The following is a 23,862-nucleotide window of genomic DNA, read 5'->3' as shown; positions in this document are numbered from 1 at the left end:
ATGAGCCCACGGCAAAAAATCCTGATCGTCGACGATGAGCCGGATATCCGCGAACTCCTGGAAATAACCCTGGGACGGATGAAACTCGACACCTTCAGTGCCCGCAACCTTGCAGAAGCACAGGCGCTGCTGGCACGGGAGACGTTCGACCTGTGCCTGACCGACATGCGCCTGCCCGACGGCACCGGCCTGGCGCTGGTGCAGCACATCCAGCAGCGCTATGCGCAAGTGCCAGTGGCGATGATTACCGCGTACGGCAGCCTGGAAACGGCAATCAACGCCCTCAAGGCTGGCGCCTTCGATTTTCTGACCAAACCGGTCGACCTCACCCGCCTGCGCGAACTGGTCACCAGCGCCTTGAGTCTGCCGGCACCAGGCGGTGCCATCAGCGCCATCGACCGTCGGCTACTGGGCGACTCCCTGCCGATGCGCAGCCTGCGCAAACAAATCGACAAACTGGCGCGCAGCCAGGCCCCGGTGTACATCAGCGGCGAGTCCGGCAGCGGCAAGGAGCTGGTCGCCCGACTGATCCACGATCAAGGCCCCCGCGCCAGCCGACCGTTCGTCCCGGTGAACTGTGGGGCTATCCCGTCGGAATTGATGGAAAGCGAATTTTTCGGCCATCGCAAAGGCAGTTTCAGTGGCGCCATCGAAGACAAACCCGGGCTGTTCCAGGCCGCCCAGGGCGGCACTTTGTTCCTCGATGAGGTGGCAGACCTGCCGCTGGCGATGCAGGTCAAACTATTGCGGGCCATTCAAGAGAAAGCCGTGCGCAGCATCGGTGGGCAGCAGGAAACCGTGGTCGATGTGCGCATACTCTGCGCCACCCACAAAGACCTCGATACCGAAGTCGCCGCCGAACGCTTTCGCCAGGACTTGTACTACCGTCTGAACGTGATCGAGCTTCGGGTGCCGCCCTTGCGCGAACGCCGCGACGACATTGAGCTCCTGGCCAACAATATGCTCAAGCGACTGGCGACCGGCACTGGCCAACCCGTTGCAAAACTCCAGCCGCAAGCCCTCGACGCACTGAAAAGCTATCGTTTTCCAGGAAACGTGCGGGAATTGGAGAACATGCTTGAGCGGGCGCACACCTTGTGCGAGAACAAACAAATCGAAGCCAGCGACCTGCGGCTGGCCGAAGGTAACTGCAACCCGGACGGCGACGTACCGGACCTGACGCAAATCGACAACCTGGAAGCCTATCTGGAAAACGTCGAACGCAAACTCATCCTCCAGGCCCTGGAAGAAACCCGCTGGAACCGCACAGCGGCGGCTCAGCGGTTGAATCTGTCGTTTCGGTCGATGCGTTACAGGCTCAAGAAATTGGGGTTGGATTGAACCGTTAAAAGATCGCAGCCTTCGGCAGCTCCTACAGATTCGGTGTTCGCCGCCATATCGATATCGCGGTCAAACATAATTCAATGTAGGAGCTGCCGAAGGCTGCGATCTTTTGATCTTCTGTCAGATTCGTCCGACTGGTGCATACGGCGCAGGATCGATAATCGGCGCCCTACCCAGCATCACATCCGCAAACAACTGACACGACGCCGGTGCCAGCACCAATCCATTGCGGTAATGCCCGCAGTTGAGCCAGAGCCCGTCAAATCCCGGCACCCGGCCAATATAGGGAATCCCTTCCGGCGACCCCGGCCGCAACCCGGCCCAATGCCCCACCACCTCGGCATCCGCCAGCTCCGGAATCAATTCCACCGCCGAGGCCTTCAGGCTTTCCAGCGCCGTGTCGGTTGGCGTTTTGTCGAAGCCTTGATGCTCCAGCGTACTGCCGATCAGAATGTGCCCGTCGCGCCGAGGAATGGCATAACGCCCCTTGGCCAGGACCATGCTCGGAAGGAAGTCCGCCGCGCACTTGTAGAGAATCATCTGGCCTTTGACCGGCTCGACCGGCAGCTCCAGGCCCAGGCTTTTCAGCAAGTCACCGCTCCAGGCCCCGGCCGTCAAAACCACCTGATCACCCGCAATGGTACCCATCGAAGTCTGTACCCCGACCACCGCAGCGCCTTCACGGATAAACCCGCTGACCTCGCACTGCTCATGAATCGTCACGTTCGGCAGCGCCAGCAAGGCGGCCTTGAGGGACTTCACCAATCGTGGATTGCGCACATTGGCCACATCGGCCATGTAGATCGCCCGCGAAAAACCGGTGCCCAACACCGGCACCGCATCGTGTGCCGCAGAGATATCCACAGCCCGCAGCGGACGATTTTCCCGTTTGGCCCAGGCGAGCGCTTCGGCCTCGTCATCCAGGTCCAGCCAGTACAACCCGGTGGTGTGAACTTCAGGATCGACACCGGTGGCGGCGAACAAACGTTCCGCCAGCTGTGGATAAAAATCCTGGGACCAATGAGCCAGCGCAGTGACCGCCGGACTGTAGCGCCACGGGTAGAGGGGCGAGACGATCCCGCCACCGGCCCAGGACGACTCCTGGCCGACATTCGAGCGGTCCAGCAGCACGACGCTCTGTACTTCGGACGCGAGATTGAACGCCGTCAGCAGGCCAATCACCCCGCCGCCGACAATCACCACTTGCTGTTGCCTGCTCATGTTCTGATCCAACCGTTCAATAGACAGAGGGCGTAAAGGGCGCCCGAAAAATAAACTCAGCGACCCCAGCAACTCTTGGTGGTCTGGCCGGCCGTCGCATTGACCATGCTTCTGACGCCCGTGTTGGTGAGCGTGAAATCACCACACTTGTCGCTCGCCATGCTCGATCCGGCCTTGCGTGTTGCCGTCAGCAGAAAGGTCTGATCAGTCAGGGTCGGGGTGATCGTGTAGAAATCATTGCCGGCGCTCAGACCGATGGCATTGGTGTAGACATTATTCTTCGAATAAAAACGCTCGAGTATCTGTGCCTGCTCGGAAAGCAGCCCGGCCACTTCAGTGCGGCGACCCTTTTTTACGTACTCGGTGAGGCTCGGGTAGCCAATGGTGATGACGATCCCGATGATCGCAATCACGATCATGATTTCGATCAGGGTAAAACCTCGGTTGGATCTGCGCATGCCTCACTCTCACTTACTGTATTTGTCGCCACATGATGCGACGGCCGCTGCCGCCGCCAGATTTTTCCACCAGAGTGGTCACGCCACCACCGGAGTCGTTCACAATCTTGCGGGTTGCGTCATTGACGACCGCGTTCAGGGTCGGGATACCACCAGTGAAGATCACCCCGCTGGAAATCGTGTCAGTGCTGTCGACCACCCCATCGGCATTGGTGTCGAGCACCGCGTAATTGAGCATCTTACCGCTGAACGCATCGAGTTCGACCAGTTTGCCGGTGCCGAAGCTGGCGCAAGGGTCAGTGGTATCCACACTGGCCGTGGTAAACACGATTCGCCCCGACACCAGATTGGCCTGATTGATCACCCGCTCACCCGTCAGCACGTTGTTGTACACCAAGGGCAAGTACCAGCCTTTCTTTGCCGGGTAGGTCACCTCGTTCTGGCTAGTGGTGATGAATTGCCCGGTGCTGCCCGAAAACACGCCGGTCAACGCCTGCGCCTGCAAGCTGGACACCGTGATTTGACCCGCGCCTCCTTCTGCATCCCATACTGCGTAGAACGCTTGGAGATCCTTGTTGGTCTTGTCGGCAGCCTCATTTAATTTGCCGGTACCGAACAACACTTGCTTACCTCCCGATGCGTGATCGGCGAGCAGCGGCTGCACAGTGATCGGTTGGGTTGCACCGCCTGCTGTGGTGAACAACGGCTTGCCGGAAAACGCTACGCCCCAGGTGTCCGTGGTCGTGCCACTCAAATCGAACTTCCACAACCGCCCTTTCAGATCGCCCCCATAGGCGGCCTGCACCACATTCTGCGAGTCGACCCTGAGCTTCACCGACGACAAACCGTTGGTGGTTACCGTACTGTCGGCCACGATTTTCTTGATCAGCGAGCCATCGCGGATATCCACCACATACAGCGCTGCCACTCCGGAGTGACTGCCATAACCGTTGGAAATGAACGCCGCCCAGCGACCATCGGCCAAGCGTGCCACTTCGGGACGCGCATAGGCATAACCCAGATCATTGAAAACGTTCGCCGCATCGGCCGTGGCCGGCGCACTGATTTCCCATAACGCCCTGGTCACGTTACCGGCCGATGCGTCGAACAATTGCAGCGCATAGAACGTTTTGCCGCCCGCCCCTGTTCCGCCAATCGCCAGGGTTTTCCAGGCGCTATCAAGTTGAGCATCGAACACACCGACCTGACCGTCGACCAAAAACTTGTGGCTTACACCGTTGATGTAAGTGGGGTCAGCGATGTAGTGCAATGATGGCAGCACATTGGAGGGCATATAGCCGTAGCGTCTGACACCGTTGGTCGAGTTGATGACGTTTACAAAACCGTCGTTGGCGTTCACCACCAGGCTGGCATTCATGTTGGCGGCTTTGGTGGCCAGGTAGGTGCTGTAGCTGGTGTCGCCCACCAGATCGGAGGCGGTTTGGTCCGTAGGTGCGGCCAGAACCAGGGGCGAATTGATGATGTCGCCGAGCAAGACACTGCGCGCTTTCAACCCGGTTTTGTTGGTGCCCTTGCTCCACTCCACCAGATCGCTGCCGGTGATGCCGGTGGGCAGGCTCTGGCTGAGGGAGGTCTGCTGGGCCGGGGAAAAATTGCTGTAAGCCAGGGTGACAGCAGCGTTGGTCAGGGTATTCCAGGACTGGTAGGTCGGCGCGGTAGCACCGGGCACGATCGTGGTATCGGTCGTCCATAGCACTGCGGCCGTGTTAACCGCGCCCGCCGCTGTGAAGCCAAAGGACTTGATGGTGCCCCGCCAGTCCTTGGGGTCGTAGGTGGTCTGGAAGTAGGCTGAGTTGCTGGTCAGGGTCGTGCCGCTGGCAACGCCGCTGCCACCTGATCCGGCCTTGGAGGTGATGTCGCTCAAAGCCGCAGACAGTGCACTGTTCAGTCCCGTGCCATCAATCGCCTGGTAGTACCTTCCCTGTCCGTAGATCGCAGCGTCCGCCAACATCTGGTTCGCTGCAGTGAAACCCACGGTGTAGGTATTCATGTTTTGTCTGGGAAAATCCAGGGCATTCCAGCTTTTGCCCCCGGCATCGGTCCCCGTGGAGCGCATGTCGATGTCAAAGGAAAACTTGGCGATGTCATCCAGAAACAGGGTATCGCCCTCATCGTCGCCGAAGCGGTTGGCGCCATCGTTACTGCTGATACCGTCCCAGTTCGGTAACGCACTGCCACCCAGCGGATCGTCGGTCGGAAAGGTTGCGTCGTAGGTCGGCAAACCTCCAGTGATTACCACCCCGTAATTTCTCTGGCAACGATACTGAATCGGACTGGTGTAGGTGGTGGGCGTCGAGTTGTTGTAAGGCGTCATCCCCCGGAAATAGCGGGTGATCTCATAATAGGCTTCAGCCAGCGGTGTATTGGCCTCGGCGCTCAATTCATCGATTCCGGCGATCAATTCGTTGTAATGGGTATCAGCCTGAGCCTGAGTCACGCTGCCGCTGACTGCCGACAAATCACTGACTGAACGGACGATGTAACCGCCGTCATTCTTATGATTGCCGACGGCCAGATTGAATGTCGCAAGGCCGATACGTAGCGAACGGTTGCTGGTCACTAACGTCTTGGAGACGTTGCGCGCCACATTCATCCGGTAATCATTGGGAATCGAACCATCAGTGAAATCCCGGTCGGAATTATTGGCCTGGCTTATCAGATAAGACAGGTAATTCGCGGTGTAGAGAGTGTTCTCGCGGCCCACCGGATCGGGAAGCTTGAGGCAAAGCGAATCCTGATCGGAAACGCTGTTCTTATAAAAACCGTACCATCCGTCTCTATCGCATGTTCCTCGCGTCAAACTCGACAACGCAATATTGGTATCGGTCATGTCAAGCTCGCGGCCTTTCTTGCACGTACCGTTGGAAAGGCAAATAGTCACGGGAGTGCGTGCAACCGTCGGGTCAAATCCTGCCGCCCAGATAATGCTGTTCATGCTTTTCGAGTCATCGAGTAACAGCATCACATTGGGGGCCACGGCGGCGGCGTTCAACAGCGGCGAGTCCGAGGGCGTGAAGGCGTAAGCCGGCGCTGCCAGATAAAGGCTCAACGCCGCGCCGCAGAACAACTGCAACAACCCACGACGCCAGCCTGTGCGGGTCTCAGTACTTCGCATAGATACTCTCCACCACACTGCGCGAATTGCCCGCGATGCCCACGGCGGTCACCCGGTAAAGCGTTGCCGACGTGTTGCTCGGTACGTTCACGGCCGTCAGGGTGGTGCCGATGTTCTGCACCCCGTAAAAGCCGCTGCCGGAGGCGATCCATGTCACCCCCGAGGTGGAATTGAACCCGGCGGCGGTAATGACCGACGCTTCGGCCGGCGGCGCACATTGGTTGGTACCGCTGCAAACCGGTAATGAATAGGTGTTCAGTTGCACCGCGCTTTCGCCGACACGCAACGCCGCTTCTGCGCCCTGGAACGACTGGTTGCGCAGGATCACGCTGCCGGCCATTTTTTCCTGCAACGTCGCGCTCTGCATCGACGAAAGGCCGATCAAGGTCAGCACCAGAAGAAACACCAGGCTGACCAACAGCGCCATGCCGCGCTGGGCGCGAGGGGTCACGGGAGCAATACTCATCGGCCCTCCCCTCATGGCAACCGGTTGCGCAAGGCGGCAACCACGTTGAAGGTTTGTTCGCGTACCCGGTTGTTCGGGTCGGTCAGCGTCAGCGTCAGTCGCACACTGCGGATTCGTGCCGGGTCAGATGGGTTGCTGCTGTAGCTGGAGGCGGCCGTATCTGTGGCCGAACTGGCGAGGCCGAAGCTCACATTGAAGGCACTGACATTGTTCACCAGCACCTGCTGCGTCGGCGTGCCGGCACCGGAGCCCATCAGCAGCTGATTGTTGCTGAAGCTGTAGATCAATCGCCGGATCGGAAATGCCAATTGCCCAGACGTCGGCGTTCGTAGTCCGGTGTAGGCCGTGGCGTCGTTGCGGCAGTCCGAAACTACGGTCCAGGTTGGCGCACCGCCACTGCCGCCGACATCGGCAGTAACAAGCGTTAATTTGAGGTTGGCATTGTCCCAACTGATCGGCGTGAGCTGACTGGCATTGAAACTCCCTGCCGAGCTTTCGTCGGTAATCGTGCCCAGGCAACCGAACATGCCGACCATGCGGATTTCCTGAATCATTTTGCTCAGAACAAACCGTGCATCTTCTTGCATGCCGGCGGCAGTGCTCTGGCTGATATAGGTGTTTTTAGCAGCGATGAAAATCTGCGCCACGCCCAGAATCACTACCAGACTCAAGGCCAGAGCGATCAGCAACTCGATCAGGCCGAAACCTCTGTTGGCTTTGATCATGGTGTCGTCGCCGGGTCAACGGTGGCGCGACTGGTGAGGACGAAACTGCGGCGCGAGTCGGCGGTATTGGCGGCTCGTGAGTCGTCCCAGGTAATGGTGATGGTGTACACCCGCTGGTTGCGGGTGATGCTGCCAGTCGCCGTAGCGCCGCCGAAATTGACGATGTTGCTGGTGAAGTCGTAAAGGTCCTGATCCCGGGCCACGCTCAGGTTCCCCGAGGACGGCGGCGTAACGGTGTAATCGGCGCCGGAGTTGGCGCGTATGCGGTCCATCATGTCGTAGGCGATAAAACTCGCCTGACTGGTCATCCGCGAGCTATCGGTGTACTTCAGCGCATTGAGCTGAATCGCCGCCGCGCCCAACAACCCCACAGCCAGAACCAACAACGCGACCAGTACCTCGATCAGCGTCATGCCCTCCTGTGCGCGCTTGCTCCAACCCCTCATCCGCAACTTCCACCCAATAGAATTCGTCCGTTCAAACACACATTCAGCGTCCGGCTCTGCGCCCCCAGTACATAACTGATCACGACTGCCGTGGACGGTGCCGACAAGCCGCCCAGATTGTTGAAATCAATAGCGGTCACTCCTGAGGTTAGCGTCAGAGTTGCACCACTGCTCATCGCTGGAACAACCCGCAATACATTGGCCGGGTTGCCGGTACCGTCATAAACGGTCAGATCGCCGGTCCAGACACTCCCGCCTGCTGTCGGGCGAACCCGGGTGGTAATGCCCCGGTCGATCGCCTCAAGCCGCGCATAGTTGAGCGCACGTTGCAGGTCGCCGATCTCGGTGTCGGCTTTAGTGTTCTGCACCGAGCGGGTAAACGCCGGAACGGCCAAGGTGATCAGGATCAGAAACACGGCGAGCGCGATCAGCAGCTCAATCAGCGTGAAACCTTTTGTACGATGATCCATCGGTGCCCTCCGTTGCCGTCGGCTATACCTGCTTCTACACGCTAGAACATTCGACCGGCGGATGTACGGTTGTTTTGCCATTACTCGCGCAGGATCGTGCGGGCCGCAGCATTCCAGGGAAGGAAATGACATGCATCAGCAAGGTTTCAGCCTGATCGAACTGCTCATGGGACTGACAATTGTCGGGATTGTTCTGCAACTGGTCAGCCCGGCGTTCGCTGCATTCACAGAATCGAACCATCGGAAGCAGGCGGCGCAGGCGATTGTCAGTGGTATGCGCAATGCCAGAACCGCTGCTATCACACGCAATCAGAGTGTTGTGATACACGGCATCAACGGCGACTGGGGTCAGGGCTGGCGGATCATTCTGGATATCAGCGGCAAGGGCCCGGAGGACAGCAGCAATCCGCTGCTGGTTGAGCACGCGAGCAACACCCGGTTGCCGATTGTCGGCAATTGGGCGGTCAGGCGTTTCGTGCGTTTCAGCAGTCTGGGCGAACCACTGATGCCCGGACGGGCCTTTCAAGCGGGAACATTGCACATTTGCGCAAGCCGCGAGCCGGTGAGTCAGCTCCAGGTGGTGCTGGCCCGGACCGGCCGCGTCAGCCTGCGCAGCCATCAGGCCGAGCAGACGCTGTGTCCAGGGGAAAAACGTTAAAGCAAGGAGCGCACGCGCAGCTCTTTAGGCATGGAGAAGGTGATGTTCTCCTCGCGGCCGGCCAGTTCATCGGCCCCGGTGGCGCCCCAAGCCTGCAATTGCTGGATTACGCCACGAACCAGTACTTCCGGAGCGGAGGCACCGGCAGTGATGCCAATTCGCTCGACACCGTCGAACCAGCTCTTTTGCAGGTCTTCGGCGCCGTCGATCAGATAGGCCGGGGTGGCCATGCGTTCAGCCAGTTCACGCAGGCGATTGGAGTTGGAGCTGTTCGGGCTGCCGACCACCAACACCACATCGCATTCGTCTGCCAGTTGCTTGACGGCATCCTGACGGTTTTGCGTGGCGTAGCAGATGTCGTCCTTGCGCGGACCGCCGATCGCTGGGAATCGAGTACGCAGGGCATCGATCACGCGACTGGTATCGTCCATGGACAGGGTGGTCTGGGTGACGAAGGCCAGTCTTTCAGGGTTATTCACCTGCAACGCGGCGACGTCTTTCTCGTCCTCGACCAGATAGATCGCGCCACCATTACTGCCATCGTACTGGCCCATGGTGCCTTCGACTTCCGGGTGACCGGCGTGGCCGATGAGGATGCATTCACGGCCGTCGCGGCTGTAACGCGCGACTTCGATGTGCACCTTGGTCACCAGCGGGCAGGTCGCGTCGAACACCTTCAGGCCACGGCCAGCGGCTTCAGTACGCACGGCCTGGGAAACGCCATGGGCGCTGAAGATCACGATCACGTCGTCCGGCACCTGATCCAGCTCTTCGACGAAGATCGCCCCACGGGCGCGCAGGTCTTCGACGACGAATTTATTGTGGACCACTTCGTGGCGCACGTAGATCGGCGGCCCGAAGACTTCCAGGGCGCGGTTGACGATTTCGATCGCCCGGTCCACACCGGCGCAGAAGCCACGGGGGTTGGCGAGTTTGATTTGCATGCTGTGCCTCGTGTCTTGCGCGCAGGGAAGTTAGATCATTGCAATCCCTGTAGGAGCAGAGCTTGCTCGCGAAGGCGGTGTGCCAGTCAACATTGATGCTGAATGTGATGACGTCTTCGCGAGCAAGCTCTGCTCCTACAGTATTACAGCGCTTTGACGTTGAAGATCTCGACGTCAAAGGTCAAGGTTTTACCGGCCAGCGGGTGATTGAAGTCGATGGTCACCTCAGCGTCATCGAATTCTTTCACCACACCGGGCAGCTCAGTATTGGCCGCATCGTTGAAGATCACCAGCAAGCCAGGCGACAGTTCCATATCCTTGAACTGCGAACGCGGGATGATCTGCACGTTTTGCGGGTTCGGCTGACCAAAGGCGTTTTCCGGCTCGATGGTCAGGGTGCGTTTGTCGCCGGCCTTGAAGCCGAACAGCGCTGCTTCGAAACCTGGCAACAGGCTGCCGTCGCCAACCTTGAAGGTCGCCGGGGCTTTGTCGAAGGTACTGTCGACGGTGTCGCCGTTCTCCAGACGCAATGCAAAGTGCAAGGTGACTTCCGTGTTCTGGCCGATGCGTTGCTCAGCCAATACCTGTTCAGTCATGAACGGTTTCTCCGGTCTTTTTACTTTTGAACATATCCAGTGCAAGCATCACGGCACCGACAGAAATTGCGCTGTCGGCAAAGTTGAACGCCGGGAAATACCAGCGATTCTGCCAATGCACCAGAATGAAATCGATCACATGGCCCAGGGCAATGCGGTCGTACAGGTTACCCAACGCGCCACCCAGCACCAGCGCCAAGGCGACTGCCAGCCAGGTTTCGTTGCGCCCCAGGCGCTTGAGCCAGATCACCAGCACCGCACTGACCACCACTGCGATCAGGGCGAACAGCCAGCGCTGCCAGCCCGAGCTGTCAGCCAGGAAACTGAACGCCGCGCCGGTGTTGTAGGCCAGGGTCCAGCTGAAGTAATCGGGGATCACCACGATTTGCTGGTACATGCTCAGCGAGCCTTCGAAGTAGAACTTGCTGGCCTGGTCGATGACCAGGACCAGCAAACTCAACCAGAGCCAGCTCAGCCGTCCGAAACGGCCAACGGCGTTAGGCATAGTGACGAACCTCGCCAGCGCCGCTGATGTTGTCTACGCAACGACCGCAGATTTCCGGATGCTCCGGGTTCACGCCGACGTCTTCACGACAGTGCCAGCAACGGGCGCACTTGGCATGGCTCGACTTGACCACTTGCAGTTTCAAACCGCCAACTTCGGTGACTACGGCATCGCCCGGCGCCTGAACGAACGGCGCAACGGTGGCAGTCGAGGTGATCAACACGAAGCGCAGTTCGTTGCTCAGCTTGGCCAGGTCGGCGCTCAGCGCGTCTTCGGCGAACAGCGTCACTTCGGCTTGCAGGTTGCCACCGACGGCCTTCGCCGCGCGCTGGATCTCCATTTCCTTGTTGACCGCCACCTTCACCGCCATGATCCGCTCCCAGTAGGCGCGGTCCAGCTCGAAGCCTTCCGGCAATTCGGTCAGGCCTTCGTACCAGGTGTTGAGCATCACAGACTCGTTACGCTCGCCCGGCAGGTACTGCCACAGCTCGTCGGCGGTGAACGCCAGGATCGGCGCGATCCAGCGCACCAGCGCTTCGCTGATGTGGTACAGCGCGGTTTGCGCCGAACGACGGGCCTTGCTGTTGGCGCCAGTGGTGTACTGACGGTCCTTGATGATGTCGAGGTAGAAACCGCCCAGCTCCTGCACGCAGAAGTTGTGGATCTTGGAGTAGACGTTCCAGAAGCGGTATTCACCGTAGTGCTCTTGCAGCTCGCGTTGCAGCAGCAGGGTGCGGTCCACGGCCCAACGGTCCAGCGCCAGCATTTCTTCGGCCGGCAGGATGTCGGTGGCCGGGTTGAAGCCGGTCAGGTTGGAGAGCAGGAAGCGCGCGGTGTTACGGATCCGCCGGTAGGCGTCCGCACTGCGTTGCAGGATCTGCTCGGAAACCGCCATTTCACCCGAGTAGTCGGTAGAGGCGACCCACAGACGCATGATATCGGCGCCCAAGGTGTCGTTGACCTTCTGCGGTGCGATCACGTTGCCCAAAGACTTGGACATCTTGCGACCGGACTCATCGACGGTGAAGCCGTGAGTCAGCAGTTCGCGGTATGGCGCGTGGTTGTCGATGGCGCAACCAGTCAGCAACGACGAGTGGAACCAGCCGCGGTGTTGGTCCGAACCTTCCAGGTACAGGTCGGCGCGTGGACCGGTCTCGTGGCCCATCGAGTGCGAACCGCGCAGGACGTGCCAGTGCGTGGTGCCCGAGTCGAACCAGACGTCCAGGGTATCGCTGATCTTGTCGTACAGCGGCGCGTCTTCACCGAGCAACTCGGCGGCGTCCATCTTGAACCAGGCTTCGATGCCTTCGACTTCGACGCGCTGGGCGACGATTTCCATCAGCTCGACGGTGCGTGGGTGCAGCTCGCCGCTTTCCTTGTTCAGGAAGAACGGGATCGGCACGCCCCAGTTGCGCTGACGGGAGATGCACCAGTCAGGACGGTTGGCGATCATCGAGTGCAGACGCGCCTGGCCCCAGGCCGGAACGAACTTGGTCTCTTCGATGGCTTTGATCGCCCGCTTGCGCAGGGTTTCGCCAGTCGCAGGCTCTTTGTCCATGCCGATGAACCACTGCGCGGTGGCGCGGTAGATCAGCGGAGTCTTGTGACGCCAGCAATGCATGTAGCTGTGTTCAATGGTTTCGGTGTGCAGCAGCGCGCCGACTTCCGACAGTTTGTCGACGATGGCCGGGTTGGCCTTCCAGATAAACTGGCCGCCGAAGAATTCCAGCGACGTCGCGTACACGCCGTTGCTTTGCACCGGATTGAGGATGTCGTCGTTGACCATGCCATAGGCTTTGCAGGTCACGAAGTCGTCTACGCCGTAGGCTGGCGAGGAGTGAACCACGCCGGTGCCCGCGCCCAGTTCGACGTATTCGGCCAGGTAAACCGGCGACAGACGATCGTAGAACGGGTGACGGAAGTTGATCAGTTCCAGTTCTTTACCGGTGGTGGTCGCAATGACCGAGCCTTCCAGGCTGTAGCGGGCCAGACACGACTCGACCAGCTCTTCAGCCAGCACCAGCAGTTTGTCGCCGACGTCGACCAGTGCGTAGTTGAATTCCGGGTGAACGTTCAAAGCCTGGTTGGCCGGGATGGTCCACGGGGTGGTGGTCCAGATCACGATCGAGGCAGGTTTGCCCAGCGACGGCAGACCGAACGCGGCAGCCAGTTTGGCTTCGTCAGCGATCGGGAACGCCACGTCGATGGTCGCGGATTTTTTGTTCTCGTACTCGACTTCCGCTTCAGCCAGGGCCGAACCACAGTCAAAGCACCAGTTCACAGGCTTCAGGCCCTTGAACACGAAGCCACCCTTGACGATTTCCGCCAGGGCGCGGATTTCACCGGCCTCGTTTTTGAAGTCCATTGTCTTGTACGGGTTGGCGAAGTCGCCCAACACGCCCAGACGGATGAATTCGGACTTCTGACCTTCGATTTGCTCTGTCGCGTAGGCACGGCACAGTTCGCGGGTCTTGTCCGCGCCCAGGTTCTTGCCGTGGGTCACTTCGACTTTGTGCTCGATCGGCAGACCGTGGCAGTCCCAGCCCGGAACATAAGGCGCGTCGAAACCCGACAGGGTTTTCGAGCGGATGATCATGTCCTTGAGAATCTTGTTCAGCGCATGACCGATGTGAATCGTGCCGTTGGCGTACGGAGGACCGTCGTGAAGTACGAACTTCGGACGATCCTTGCCAATCTCGCGCAACTTACCGTACAGGCCAATGCTGTCCCAGCGCTGCAGAATCTGCGGTTCGCGCTGAGGCAGGCCGGCCTTCATTGGGAAGGCGGTGTCCGGAAGGTTTAGCGTGGCTTTATAGTCGGTCATTTAAGGCTCTTCATTAGCGATTGGCGCTAGGTGCGACAGGGCACGGGCGGCGGCGACATCCGCATTGATCGCCGTCTTAAGCGCCTCCAGAGAGGCGAAACGCTGCTCTTCACGCAGCTTGTGGTGGAAAACCACCGTCAAACGCCGGTCATACAGATCGCCGGCAAAATCTAAAAGATGTACTTCGAGGTGGGCTTTGCCATCACCTTGGACCGTTGGCCGCACGCCGATATTGGCGACGCCTGGCCAGGTCTTGCCGTCGATGTCGACGTTGACCAGAAAAACCCCGGACAGCGGCACACGACGACGCTTGAGTTGTATGTTGGCGGTCGGCGTACCGAGCTGGCGCGCCAGCTTCTGGCCATGCAGGACTCGCCCGGCAATCCGGTACGGACGACCGAGCAGCCGCTCGGCCAAGGCAAAATCCGCAGCCGCCAAGGCGTTACGCACCTGAGTGCTGCTGACACGAATGCCGTCCAGCTCGACGGTCTGCGCCGCTTCGACGGTAAACCCCTGAAGGACGCCAGCCTGTTGCAGGAAATCGAAATCCCCTAGCCGGTCACAGCCGAAACGGAAATCGTCGCCGACTTCCAGATGCTGCACGCCGAGGCCATCCACCAGAATGGTATCGACGAATTCGCTGGCGCTGAGCTTGCTCAGGCGCTGATTGAAAGCCAGGCACAGCACCCGGTCGACACCTTCCACGGCCAGCAACTGCAGTTTGTCCCGCAGGCGGGCCAGACGGGCCGGGGCGGTGTCCGGGGCGAAAAATTCTCGCGGCTGCGGCTCAAAAATCACCACGCAGCTGGGCACGCCCAACTCGAGCGCACGCTCACGCAGCCGGGCCAGGATAGCCTGGTGACCACGGTGAACACCGTCAAAGTTGCCAATAGTGGCGACACAGCCCCGATGCTGGGGGCGCAGGTTGTGGAGGCCTCGAACCAGCTGCATAACGCGCTTCTTGCTCATAAAGTGGTCGATTATAACCACACCCGGCGGCCGACGACAGGCAACACCGTAACCCAAAGTGATCGAGCCGACAAAACCGCCGGCTCGCCCGTGTTTATCGAGACAAAAGCCTCAGCTCAACGCTTTGCGATTGAAGTCGCGCAAACGGAAGCCCATCAACAGCAACATGCCGAAATAGACCACCACGCCGGCGATTACCAATGCGCCCAGACGCAGCAAACGCTCCAGCATATGCCCTTCCACCCAGGCCGGCATGAAGTGCATTGCGCCCAGCAATACCGCGGACATCACCGCCACCGCCACCAGCAGTTTGAGCCCGAACTTTGCCCAGCCCGGTTGCGGCTGATACATCTGCTGCTTGCGCAGCTGATAAAACAGCAGCCCGGCATTGATGCAGGCGCCCGCGCTGATGGCCAGGGCCAGACCGGCATGAGCCAGCGGACCAATCAGAACCAGGTTGAACAGCTGAGTGACGATCAGGGTGAAAATCGCGATTTTTACCGGGGTGCGGATGTTTTGTTGCGCATAAAAGCCCGGCGCCAACACTTTGATCACGATAATCCCCAGCAAGCCGACGGAATAAGCAATCAGCGCGCGCTGGGTCATGGCCGCATCGAAAGCGCTGAACTGACCGTACTGGAACAGCGAAACCGTCAACGGCTCAGCCAGAATCCCCAGCGCCAGGGCGCACGGCAATACCAGCATGAAGCACAGACGCAGCCCCCAATCGAGGATCCGCGAGTATTCGTGGCGATCCTGGCTGGCATAAGTCCTGGCCAGCGTCGGCAGCAGAATCGTGCCCAGAGCCACACCCAGCACACCGGATGGCAATTCCATCAGGCGATCGGCGTAATACATCCAGGAAACGGAACCCGCCACCAGAAACGACGCAAATATGGTGTTGATGATCAGCGAAATCTGACTCACCGAAACGCCGATGATCGCTGGCAGCATCTGTTTCATGACCCGCCAGACGCCGCTATCGCGCAGATTCAGGCGCGGCAGCACCAGCATGCCGATTTTCTTCAGGTGCGGCAGCTGAAACAGCAATTGCGCCAGGCCACCCACCAGAACGGCCCAGCCCAGCGCCATTACCGGCGGATCGAAATACGGCGTCAGGAACACCGCAAAGATGATCATGCTGACATTGAGCAGGGTCGGCACGAAGGCCGGGACCGAGAAACGGTTCCAGGTATTGAGGATCGCTCCAGCCAATGAAGACAGGGAGATCAGCAATATATAAGGAAAAGTGACCCGCAGCAGATCGGTGGTCAGCTCGAATTTTTCCGGGGTAGTGACGAAACCCGGTGCCGTGGCCCAGATGACCCAAGGCGCGGCGAGCATGCCCAACGCGGTGACCAGCGCCAGCACCAGCGTCAGCAGGCCCGAGACGTAGGCAATGAAGGTTCGCGTCGCCTCCTCGCCCTTCTGGCTTTTATATTCGGCGAGAATCGGCACGAAAGCTTGCGAAAATGCTCCCTCGGCGAAGATCCGCCTCAGCAGATTGGGCAGTTTGAAGGCGATAAAGAAGGCGTCGGTCGCCATTCCCGCACCAAATGCGCGAGCGATAAGGGTGTCGCGAACAAACCCCAAAACCCGGGAGAGCATCGTGATAGAGCTGACAGCGGCCAACGATTTGAGCAGATTCATTGAAAGAGTTTTTGCCTGTCGATAAACAGCAGGCGAACAACGCGCCCACTTATGCGATACTCCGCGCCGCAACAGCACAGAGCCAAAGCTCGCGAGTTTACAGGTCGCACGCCGGAAAGAAATATCCCGGCGCTCTATACCTGCCACTTAGCGGATCGTCTCAACCGCCCTTGACAAGACATCAACTCATCGGCATGATTCGCGGCCTATTTTGTTTGCTATTTCCTAAAAAGTCTTTCGAGGAGCTCGACGGTGGCCAACACACCTTCCGCCAAAAAACGTGCAAAACAGGCTGAGAAGCGTCGCAGCCACAACGCCAGCCTGCGTTCCATGGTTCGTACCTACATCAAGAATGTAGTTAAAGCCATCGACGCAAAAGACGCTGCCAAAGCTCAAGCTGCTTACGTTCTGGCTGTGCCAGTTATCGACCGTATGGCCGATAAAGGCATCATCCACAAGAACAAAGCTGCTCGTCATAAGAGCCGCCTGAATGGCCACGTAAAGGCCCTGAACGTTGCCGCTGCTGCCTAAGCGACACGCTCATTAAAAAACCGACCTCAGGGTCGGTTTTTTATTGCCTGCGATTTGGCAAATACACTGCAAAAAAAATGTGGGAGCGGGCTTGCTCGCGAAGGCGGCGTAACAGTCAACATAGATGCTGAATATCACTCAGTCTTCGCGAGCAAGCCCGCTCCCACACCTGGATCTTCGCTAGCTTATTGAGCGTGCGTCCACGGCAGAATCGGAATCGCCGTCACCGCATTCTGCGGGCTGCCCTCAATCAAACGATCGCTATAAACCAGATACACCAGCGTATTGCGCTTCTTGTCGAGGAATCGCACCACCTGCATGGTCTTGAACACCAGGGACGTGCGCTCCTTGAACACCTCCTCGCCATCCTTGAGTTCACCCTTGAAGTTGATCGGCCCCACCTGACGACACGCTATAGACGCTTCAGCGCGATCCTCGGCCAGACCTAACCCACCCTTTACGCCGCCGGTCTTGGCGCGCGACAGGTAGCAAGTCACGCCATCCACTTTCGGATCATCAAACGCCTCGACAACGATACGGTCGTTCGGGCCAACAAATTTGAACACCGTCGACACCTGGCCAATTTCATCGGCCGAGGCCAGCAGCGGCATCACCAACAACAAGCCCAATAATCCTTTTGCCACACGCATTCAGGTATTCCTTCAGACCAGAATCAGGTTATCGCGGTGAACCAGTTCCGGCTCCGCCATGTAACCCAGCAGACCGACAATCGCCTCAGACGACTGACCGATGATTTTTTGTGCCTCCAGAGCACTGTAGTTAGCCAGGCCACGGGCGATTTCACGACCGTCCGGCGCCACACAGACCACCATTTCGCCACGACGGAAACTGCCCTGGACCAGTTTGACACCCACCGGCAGCAAACTTTTGTTGCCTTGGGACAACGCCGTCACCGCACCCGCATCCAGCACCAACGTGCCGCGGGTTTGCAGATGCCCGGCCAGCCACTGCTTGCGCGCCGCCAGCATGCCGCGCTCAGGTGACAACAAGGTGCCGATGCGCTCGCCAGCCTTGAGACGATCCAGCACTCGCTCAATGCGCCCACCGACAATGATGGTGTGCGCACCAGAACGCGCCGCCAGACGCGCAGCGCGCAATTTGGTCTGCATACCGCCACGACCCAGCGCACCGCCTGTGCTGCCAGCCACCGCATCCAGCGCCGGATCATCGGCACGCGCCTCGTAAATCAGCTTGGCGTCGGGATTGTTGCGCGGATCGGCGTCGAACATACCGTCGCGATCGGTGAGGATCACCAGCAAATCAGCTTCGACCAGGTTCGCCACCAGCGCCGCCAACGTGTCGTTGTCGCCGAAACGGATTTCGTCAGTGACCACGGTGTCGTTCTCGTTGATCACCGGGATCACCTTGAGTTCGACCAGCGCGCGCAGCGTACTGCGAGCGTTCAAGTAGCGCTTGCGGTCGGATAAATCGTCGTGAGTCAGGAGAATCTGCGCGGTATGCCGGCCATGCTCGGCAAAGCTCGACTCCCAGGCTTGCACCAACCCCATCTGACCGATGGCGGCAGCGGCCTGCAACTCGTGCATTGCACTGGGACGTACAGTCCAGCCCAGACGGCTCATACCCGCCGCCACTGCCCCGGAGGACACCAGCACCAGCTCAACACCCGCCTCGTGCAGGGCAACCATCTGCTCGACCCAGACACCCATTGCCGCGCGATCCAGGCCTTTGCCGTCCGCCGTCAGCAAAGCGCTGCCGATCTTCACGACCCAACGCTGCGCACCTGTCACCTTGCTCCGCATCATCTTCAACCTTAGCTTGAGGACAGCACGACCCAGCGCTGCCCGTAACGTTATTCGTGACTACCGATTTCCAGATACTAAAACGCCGCTCCAGTGAGCGGCGCTTAAGTTTATCGCAACGAATCAGTCACGCACGTAAATGATTTCCGGACCGTCTTCGTCATCCACATCTTCTTCGTCCCAATCGTCTTCACCGATGTCATGGACCGACTTCACGCCACTGCGACGCAGAGCACGCTGATCGTCCAGCGCCTGCAACTGGGCGCGCGCTTCATCTTCGATGCGCTGATCGAGCTCGGCCAGCTCTTCCTTGTAGGCCGGGTCGTTAGCCAGACGATCGGCACGATCTTCCAGGTAACGCATGATGTCATGGCAAAGACGCTCGGTGCCTTGCTTGGCGATTGCGGAGATCACGTAGACCGGACCGGTCCACTCCAGACGATCAACGATTTCCTTGACGCGAGCGTCGTGCTCTTCCTCAAGGATCTGGTCGCACTTGTTCAGCACCAGCCAGCGATCACGCTCAGCCAGGGACGGGCTGAACTTGGTCAGTTCGCTGACGATCACTTCAGCGGCATCCGGAGCACTGGTGTCATCCAGCGGCGCCATGTCGACGAGGTGCAGCAGCAGACGGGTACGCGACAAGTGCTTGAGGAAGCGAATCCCCAGGCCCGCGCCGTCGGAAGCACCTTCGATCAGGCCCGGAATGTCCGCCACCACGAAGCTCTTCCAGCGATCGACACTAACCACACCCAGGTTCGGCACCAGAGTGGTGAACGGGTAGTCGGCGACTTTCGGCTTGGCGGCCGATACCGAGCGAATGAAGGTACTTTTGCCAGCGTTCGGCAAACCAAGCAGACCGACGTCCGCCAACACCTTCATCTCCAGCTTCAGGTCGCGCTGCTCACCCGGCTTGCCCGGCGTGGTCTGGCGCGGCGCCCGGTTGGTACTGGATTTGAAACGGGTGTTACCCAAACCGTGCCAGCCACCGTGAGCCACCAGCAGACGCTGGCCGGCCTTGGTCAGGTCGCCGATCACTTCCTGAGTCGCGGAATCGATGACGGTAGTGCCGACCGGAACGCGCAGCACCAGCTCCTCACCTTTCTTGCCGGTGCAGTCGGTGCTGCCGCCGTTGGAACCGCGCTCGGCATCGAAGTGCCGGGTATAACGGTAGTCCACCAGGGTGTTCAGGTTTTCGTCGGCGATCATGTAGACCGAGCCGCCATCACCACCGTCACCGCCGTTCGGGCCGCCGTTTTCAATGAATTTTTCGCGACGGAAGCTCATGCAACCGTTGCCGCCGTCGCCGGCCTTTACTCGAATCGATACTTCATCAACAAACTTCATAACAAAACGCCTCTCGCCATACGGACGAGCCGAAAAAACCTAGACATAAGACTCTTGCAAAAATGAGCGCAGCGACCTCAATCAACGACCGCCAATACAGCGCTGGAGCCCATCACAAACAGCTTTGCAAGAGACTCACCCCACAAACGAAAAAGCCCCGTCGCAAGACAGGGCTTTTCCAGCAACTACGTAATTATGCCGCGACGACGTCAGTCTTCGGGACAATGCTTACGTAACGACGACCGAAGGCGCCTTTTACTTCGAACTTGATCACGCCGTCGATTTTAGCGAACAGAGTGTGATCTTTGCCCATGCCAACGCCGTAGCCAGCGTGGAATTGGGTGCCGCGCTGACGCACGATGATGTTGCCCGGAATGATAACCTGGCCGCCATACATCTTCACGCCAAGGCGTTTGGCTTCTGAGTCGCGACCGTTACGGGTACTACCACCAGCTTTTTTGTGTGCCATGAGTTCAATTCTCCTAGTGAGGAATTAGGCTGAAATTAAGCCTGAATACCGGTGATTTTGATCTCGGTGTACCACTGGCGGTGGCCCATACGCTTCATGTGGTGCTTACGGCGACGGAACTTGATGATGCGGACTTTATCGTGACGACCTTGGGAGATCACTTCAGCCACAACGGTAGCGCCAGGAACAACTGGAGCGCCGATATTCACGTCGTCGCCATTGGCAACCAACAGAACGCGATCAAAAGTAACGGATTCGCCGGTAGCGATTTCCAGTTTTTCGATCTTCAGGTATTCACCTGGAGCAACTTTGTACTGCTTGCCACCAGTAACGATTACTGCATAAGACATGGTATTTCTCCGATAATCCTGCTCACCCAGCTCTTTATAAGAAGAGGTATTGGCTGGCATGGCTGCATAAGGCTGGAAGGCCTGTTTGCAATTGCGTAAGGCAGGTGCTGCCCAGGAAGTTCAGGGTGCGCGATTGTACGCAAGCTGCCGGGGCGATGCAAGAGGCTGTCCATCGTGCCTTGACAGGCCCGGACGTGGGTCCTAGCATGCCGCGCAACCCTTCTGGAGCAACTGTCGCTGATGCAACCCCAAGCTTTCTACCGCGCGGTGGCGGACGATTTTAGCGCCGTCGACGGCATCATCAAGAAACAGCTGACTTCCCGAGTGCCGCTGGTATCGAAAATCGGCGACTACATTACCTCGGCTGGCGGTAAACGCCTGCGCCCGTTGCTCGTACTGCTGTGCGGCAAGGCACTGGGCCGCGAAGGCGATGACCTGCGCCTGTTGGCCGCGACCATCGAGTTCCTGCACACCGCCACCCTGCTGCACGACGACGTCGTCGACATGTCCGGCATGCGCCGTGGCCGCTCGACCGCCAACGCCATGTGGGGCAACGCGCCGAGCGTGCTGGTGGGCGACTTCCTGTATTCGCGTTCTTTCGAAATGATGGTCGAACTGGGCTCCATGCCGGTGATGAAGATCCTTTCGCAAGCCACGCGCATCATCGCTGAAGGCGAAGTGTTACAGCTGTCGAAGGTCCGCGACGCCAGCACCACCGAAGAAACCTACATGGAAGTCATCCGCGGCAAAACCGCGATGCTCTTCGAGGCCTCGACCCACAGTGCCGCGGCCCTGGCCGGCGCCTCGCCGGAACAGAGCGAAGCACTGCGCACCTTTGGCGACCACCTGGGGGTGGCCTTCCAATTGGTCGACGACCTGCTGGATTACCGTGGCGACGCCGAAACCCTGGGCAAGAACGTCGGCGACGATCTGGCCGAAGGCAAACCGACGCTGCCGCTGATCTACACCATGCGCGAAGGCACTCCGGAGCAGGCCGCACTGGTTCGTCAGGCGATTCAGAAAGGTGGCATCGAAGATCTGGAAAGGATTCGCGAAGCTGTTGAAGCTTCCGGTTCGCTGGATTACACCGCACAACTGGCCCGCGATTACGTGGCCCGTGCGATCAAGTGCCTCGACGCCCTGCCCGCCAGCGAATACCGCGATGCATTGGTGGAATTGAGCGAGTTTGCGGTCGCCCGTACGCACTAATATGCACCTGTAGGAGCGAGGCTTGCCCGCGAATGCGATAAGTCAGTCAACATTGATGTCGACTGCTAGATCGCGTTCGCGGGCAAGCCTCGCTCCTACAAAATCATGTGTCCCCCCTCCCCCGTATAAACCCTATATAATGTGCGCTTTTTAGCCATCCTGAATCCAAGGAGCTTTAGTGAGCACGTTGCCACCCTGCCCGAAATGCAATTCCGAATACACCTATGAAGACGGCGCACAGCTGATCTGCCCGGAGTGCGCCCACGAGTGGTCCGCCAGTGGCGAAGCCGAAGTGGCCTCCGATGACACCGTGAAAAAGGATTCGGTCGGCAATGTCCTGCAGGACGGCGATACCATCACCGTAATCAAGGACCTCAAGGTCAAAGGCACGTCGCTGGTGGTCAAGGTCGGCACCAAGGTCAAGAACATCCGCCTATGCGATGGCGACCACGACATCGACTGCAAGATCGATGGCATCGGTCCGATGAAACTCAAATCCGAGTTCGTCAGAAAAGTCTGAATCTGCTGTATTCCATCCCGCGCCCGGCGTGGGATGGTGCTTCGCCCTTCCCCGTATCACCCAGCATTCCCGCGCAATAGCCAAACGCCCGTCGTTTTGATGCTCAGCAATTTCCCCGCAGAAAAAGACACAAACCGCCAATAGGCCCTTGCTATTTGATGAATAAGAATTATTCTCATTGAAACCCATCAATGGAGATGAGACTCATGACTTATTTGATCGATGCCTGGCTGGACCGCCCACACCCTTACCTCAGAATCCTGCATCGGGAAACGGGGGAAGTCTGTGCGGTGCTTGAAGAAGAAGCCTTGAACGAGCTACAGGATCAGGGTGATCTAGACGTCAACGGCCTGAGTTCCAGCGAGCCGGTGGTGCTCAAGGAACTGGTACGCAATCTGTTTCTGTTCTGCTATGCCCGGGCGTTGCGCCCGACGAATGAGCTGCATCACAAGATCGAACTATGAGTAACACTGAAAGCCTCTGTAGGAGCGAAGCTTGCTCGCGAAGCAGGCGACTCGGTTTGAACTTGAAACCGAGTTGATGCTTTCGCGGGCAAGCCTCGCTCCTACAGGATCAAAGGCTTACCGGATTACAGAACGTCGAGCAGCTCGACGTCGAATACCAGTACGCTGTGCGGCGGAATGCTGCCAACGCCTTGAGCGCCGTAAGCCAGTTCGCTCGGCACGTACAGACGCCATTTGCTGCCGGCGTTCATCAGTTGCAGGGCTTCGGTCCAGCCAGCGATAACGCCGCCTACCGGGAATTCTGCAGGCTGACCACGATCGTAGGAGCTGTCGAACACAGTGCCGTCGATCAGGGTGCCGTGGTAGTGAGTGCGCACTTGATCTTCACGGGTTGGCTTGGCGCCTTCACCTTGAGTCAGCACTTCGAATTGCAGGCCGGAAGCCAGAGTGGTGATGCCTTCGCGCTTGGCGTTTTCAGCCAGGAAAGCCAGGCCTTCGCCAGCAGCGGCTTCAGCCTTGGCTGCAGCTTCGGCTTGCATGATTTCGCGGATCACCTTGAAGCTGGCGGACATTTCTTCCTGGCCTACACGGCTTTCCTTGCCGGCGAACGCATCGGTCAGGCCAGCCAGGATCGCGTCCAGGCTAACGCCCGGTGGCGGGTTGTCACGCAGCTGATCACCCAACTGACGGCCAATGCCGTAGCTGACGCGGGTTTCGTCGGTGGACAGATTTACTTCGGACATGACACTGCTCCGCTATGCGGACGGCCCTGGAACCTG

At 58.9% G+C, this 23,862-nt stretch carries 24 protein-coding genes and 1 pseudogene; 6 read left to right on the top strand and 19 right to left on the bottom strand.

All coding sequences use genetic code 11. The annotated features are described in order from the left end of the window. The gene (locus TU81_RS21690) at positions 1-1,341 is read left to right on the top strand and encodes a sigma-54-dependent transcriptional regulator (RefSeq protein WP_048396486.1); all 1,341 of its coding nucleotides are present in this window, start codon (positions 1-3) and stop codon (positions 1,339-1,341) included. Between the two features lie 123 nt (positions 1,342-1,464). Here the strand turns inward: TU81_RS21690 and thiO are convergent, their stop codons facing one another. Genes thiO through TU81_RS21655 form a run of 7 tightly spaced genes read right to left on the bottom strand, consistent with a single transcriptional unit; the run spans position 1,465 to position 8,266 of the window. After that, the gene (gene thiO, locus TU81_RS21685) at positions 1,465-2,565 is read right to left on the bottom strand and encodes a glycine oxidase ThiO (RefSeq protein WP_048396485.1); all 1,101 of its coding nucleotides are present in this window, start codon (positions 2,563-2,565) and stop codon (positions 1,465-1,467) included. Between the two features lie 56 nt (positions 2,566-2,621). Then, positions 2,622-3,023 carry a type IV pilin protein gene (locus TU81_RS21680; RefSeq protein ID WP_048396484.1) on the bottom strand — a complete coding sequence of 134 codons (402 nt, stop codon included), beginning with the start codon at positions 3,021-3,023 and terminating at the stop codon, positions 2,622-2,624. Between the two features lie 13 nt (positions 3,024-3,036). After that, positions 3,037-6,159: a pilus assembly protein gene (locus tag TU81_RS21675; RefSeq protein ID WP_048396483.1), complete on the bottom strand. Its 3,123-nt coding sequence runs from the start codon at positions 6,157-6,159 to the stop codon at positions 3,037-3,039. Then, entirely contained in the window at positions 6,146-6,625 is a 480-nt protein-coding gene (locus tag TU81_RS21670; RefSeq protein WP_038981495.1) for a pilus assembly PilX family protein, read from the bottom strand. Before TU81_RS21670 ends, TU81_RS21675 begins: the two co-directional genes overlap by 14 nt. A gap of 11 nt (positions 6,626-6,636) precedes the next feature. Next, complete coding sequence (locus tag TU81_RS21665; protein WP_038981494.1) at positions 6,637-7,350, bottom strand: PilW family protein; 714 nt, start codon at positions 7,348-7,350, stop codon at positions 6,637-6,639. Next, complete coding sequence (pilV, locus tag TU81_RS21660; protein WP_038981493.1) at positions 7,347-7,796, bottom strand: type IV pilus modification protein PilV; 450 nt, start codon at positions 7,794-7,796, stop codon at positions 7,347-7,349. The genes TU81_RS21665 and pilV overlap by 4 nt, the downstream gene beginning before the upstream one ends. Then, positions 7,793-8,266 carry a GspH/FimT family pseudopilin gene (locus TU81_RS21655; protein ID WP_038981492.1) on the bottom strand — a complete coding sequence of 158 codons (474 nt, stop codon included), beginning with the start codon at positions 8,264-8,266 and terminating at the stop codon, positions 7,793-7,795. Before TU81_RS21655 ends, pilV begins: the two co-directional genes overlap by 4 nt. A 130-nt stretch (positions 8,267-8,396) precedes the next feature. Here TU81_RS21655 and TU81_RS21650 point away from each other — a divergent pair. After that, positions 8,397-8,952 (top strand): annotated as a pseudogene (locus TU81_RS21650) (GspH/FimT family pseudopilin). On the opposite strand, the gene ispH reads toward TU81_RS21650, so the two are convergent. The 6 genes from ispH to murJ all read right to left on the bottom strand — a co-directional run bounded on the left by ispH (position 8,921) and on the right by murJ (position 16,412). Continuing rightward, the gene (ispH, locus tag TU81_RS21645; protein ID WP_008008700.1) at positions 8,921-9,868 is read right to left on the bottom strand and encodes a 4-hydroxy-3-methylbut-2-enyl diphosphate reductase; all 948 of its coding nucleotides are present in this window, start codon (positions 9,866-9,868) and stop codon (positions 8,921-8,923) included. The pseudogene TU81_RS21650 and the gene ispH sit on opposite strands and share 32 nt — an antisense overlap. A gap of 143 nt (positions 9,869-10,011) precedes the next feature. Further along, positions 10,012-10,449 (bottom strand): FKBP-type peptidyl-prolyl cis-trans isomerase, encoded by a 438-nt coding sequence (fkpB, locus tag TU81_RS21640; protein WP_173667539.1) that lies wholly within the window; start codon positions 10,447-10,449, stop codon positions 10,012-10,014. Between the two features lie 7 nt (positions 10,450-10,456). Continuing rightward, the gene (gene lspA / locus TU81_RS21635; protein WP_038981489.1) at positions 10,457-10,969 is read right to left on the bottom strand and encodes a signal peptidase II; all 513 of its coding nucleotides are present in this window, start codon (positions 10,967-10,969) and stop codon (positions 10,457-10,459) included. After that, the gene (gene ileS, locus TU81_RS21630) at positions 10,962-13,793 is read right to left on the bottom strand and encodes an isoleucine--tRNA ligase (protein WP_038981488.1); all 2,832 of its coding nucleotides are present in this window, start codon (positions 13,791-13,793) and stop codon (positions 10,962-10,964) included. The genes lspA and ileS overlap by 8 nt, the downstream gene beginning before the upstream one ends. Then, a complete protein-coding gene (gene ribF / locus TU81_RS21625; RefSeq protein ID WP_038981487.1) occupies positions 13,794-14,744 on the bottom strand; it encodes a bifunctional riboflavin kinase/FAD synthetase in 951 nt (316 codons plus the stop codon). Between the two features lie 129 nt (positions 14,745-14,873). Beyond that, a complete protein-coding gene (gene murJ, locus TU81_RS21620; RefSeq protein ID WP_048396482.1) occupies positions 14,874-16,412 on the bottom strand; it encodes a murein biosynthesis integral membrane protein MurJ in 1,539 nt (512 codons plus the stop codon). Positions 16,413-16,664: 252 nt separating this feature from the next. Here murJ and rpsT point away from each other — a divergent pair, with 252 nt between their 5' ends. After that, complete coding sequence (gene rpsT / locus TU81_RS21615) at positions 16,665-16,943, top strand: 30S ribosomal protein S20 (RefSeq protein WP_007901883.1); 279 nt, start codon at positions 16,665-16,667, stop codon at positions 16,941-16,943. Between the two features lie 185 nt (positions 16,944-17,128). Here the strand turns inward: rpsT and TU81_RS21610 are convergent, their stop codons facing one another. The 5 genes from TU81_RS21610 to rplU all read right to left on the bottom strand — a co-directional run bounded on the left by TU81_RS21610 (position 17,129) and on the right by rplU (position 20,890). Continuing rightward, a complete protein-coding gene (locus TU81_RS21610; RefSeq protein WP_048396481.1) occupies positions 17,129-17,593 on the bottom strand; it encodes a CreA family protein in 465 nt (154 codons plus the stop codon). Positions 17,594-17,605: 12 nt separating this feature from the next. Next, a complete protein-coding gene (proB, locus tag TU81_RS21605; protein WP_038981484.1) occupies positions 17,606-18,724 on the bottom strand; it encodes a glutamate 5-kinase in 1,119 nt (372 codons plus the stop codon). 123 nt (positions 18,725-18,847) lie between these two features. Further along, positions 18,848-20,071: an Obg family GTPase CgtA gene (cgtA, locus tag TU81_RS21600; RefSeq protein ID WP_038981483.1), complete on the bottom strand. Its 1,224-nt coding sequence runs from the start codon at positions 20,069-20,071 to the stop codon at positions 18,848-18,850. Between the two features lie 193 nt (positions 20,072-20,264). Next, positions 20,265-20,540: a 50S ribosomal protein L27 gene (gene rpmA / locus TU81_RS21595; protein ID WP_007901871.1), complete on the bottom strand. Its 276-nt coding sequence runs from the start codon at positions 20,538-20,540 to the stop codon at positions 20,265-20,267. Between the two features lie 35 nt (positions 20,541-20,575). Next, positions 20,576-20,890 carry a 50S ribosomal protein L21 gene (rplU, locus tag TU81_RS21590; RefSeq protein ID WP_007901869.1) on the bottom strand — a complete coding sequence of 105 codons (315 nt, stop codon included), beginning with the start codon at positions 20,888-20,890 and terminating at the stop codon, positions 20,576-20,578. 240 nt (positions 20,891-21,130) lie between these two features. Here rplU and TU81_RS21585 point away from each other — a divergent pair, with 240 nt between their 5' ends. The 3 genes from TU81_RS21585 to TU81_RS21575 all read left to right on the top strand — a co-directional run bounded on the left by TU81_RS21585 (position 21,131) and on the right by TU81_RS21575 (position 23,083). Beyond that, positions 21,131-22,099 carry a polyprenyl synthetase family protein gene (locus TU81_RS21585; protein ID WP_038981482.1) on the top strand — a complete coding sequence of 323 codons (969 nt, stop codon included), beginning with the start codon at positions 21,131-21,133 and terminating at the stop codon, positions 22,097-22,099. Positions 22,100-22,277: 178 nt separating this feature from the next. Beyond that, positions 22,278-22,619, top strand: coding sequence for a zinc ribbon domain-containing protein YjdM (locus tag TU81_RS21580; RefSeq protein WP_007901863.1), 342 nt, complete (start codon positions 22,278-22,280; stop codon positions 22,617-22,619). A 206-nt stretch (positions 22,620-22,825) separates the two neighbouring features. After that, on the top strand, positions 22,826-23,083 hold the full coding sequence (locus TU81_RS21575; RefSeq protein WP_030129462.1) for a PA4570 family protein: 258 nt from the start codon (positions 22,826-22,828) through the stop codon (positions 23,081-23,083). Between the two features lie 125 nt (positions 23,084-23,208). On the opposite strand, the gene TU81_RS21570 is transcribed toward TU81_RS21575, so the two are convergent. Continuing rightward, positions 23,209-23,826, bottom strand: a complete 618-nt coding sequence (locus TU81_RS21570; protein WP_038981481.1) for an FKBP-type peptidyl-prolyl cis-trans isomerase — start codon at positions 23,824-23,826, stop codon at positions 23,209-23,211. Positions 23,827-23,862: the final 36 nt, after the last annotated feature.

Source organism: Pseudomonas lini (assembly GCF_001042905.1).
Classification (GTDB): domain Bacteria; phylum Pseudomonadota; class Gammaproteobacteria; order Pseudomonadales; family Pseudomonadaceae; genus Aquipseudomonas; species Aquipseudomonas lini.
The sequence above is the reverse complement of the archived record's forward strand: the minus strand, read 5'-3'. Positions and strand labels throughout refer to the sequence as shown.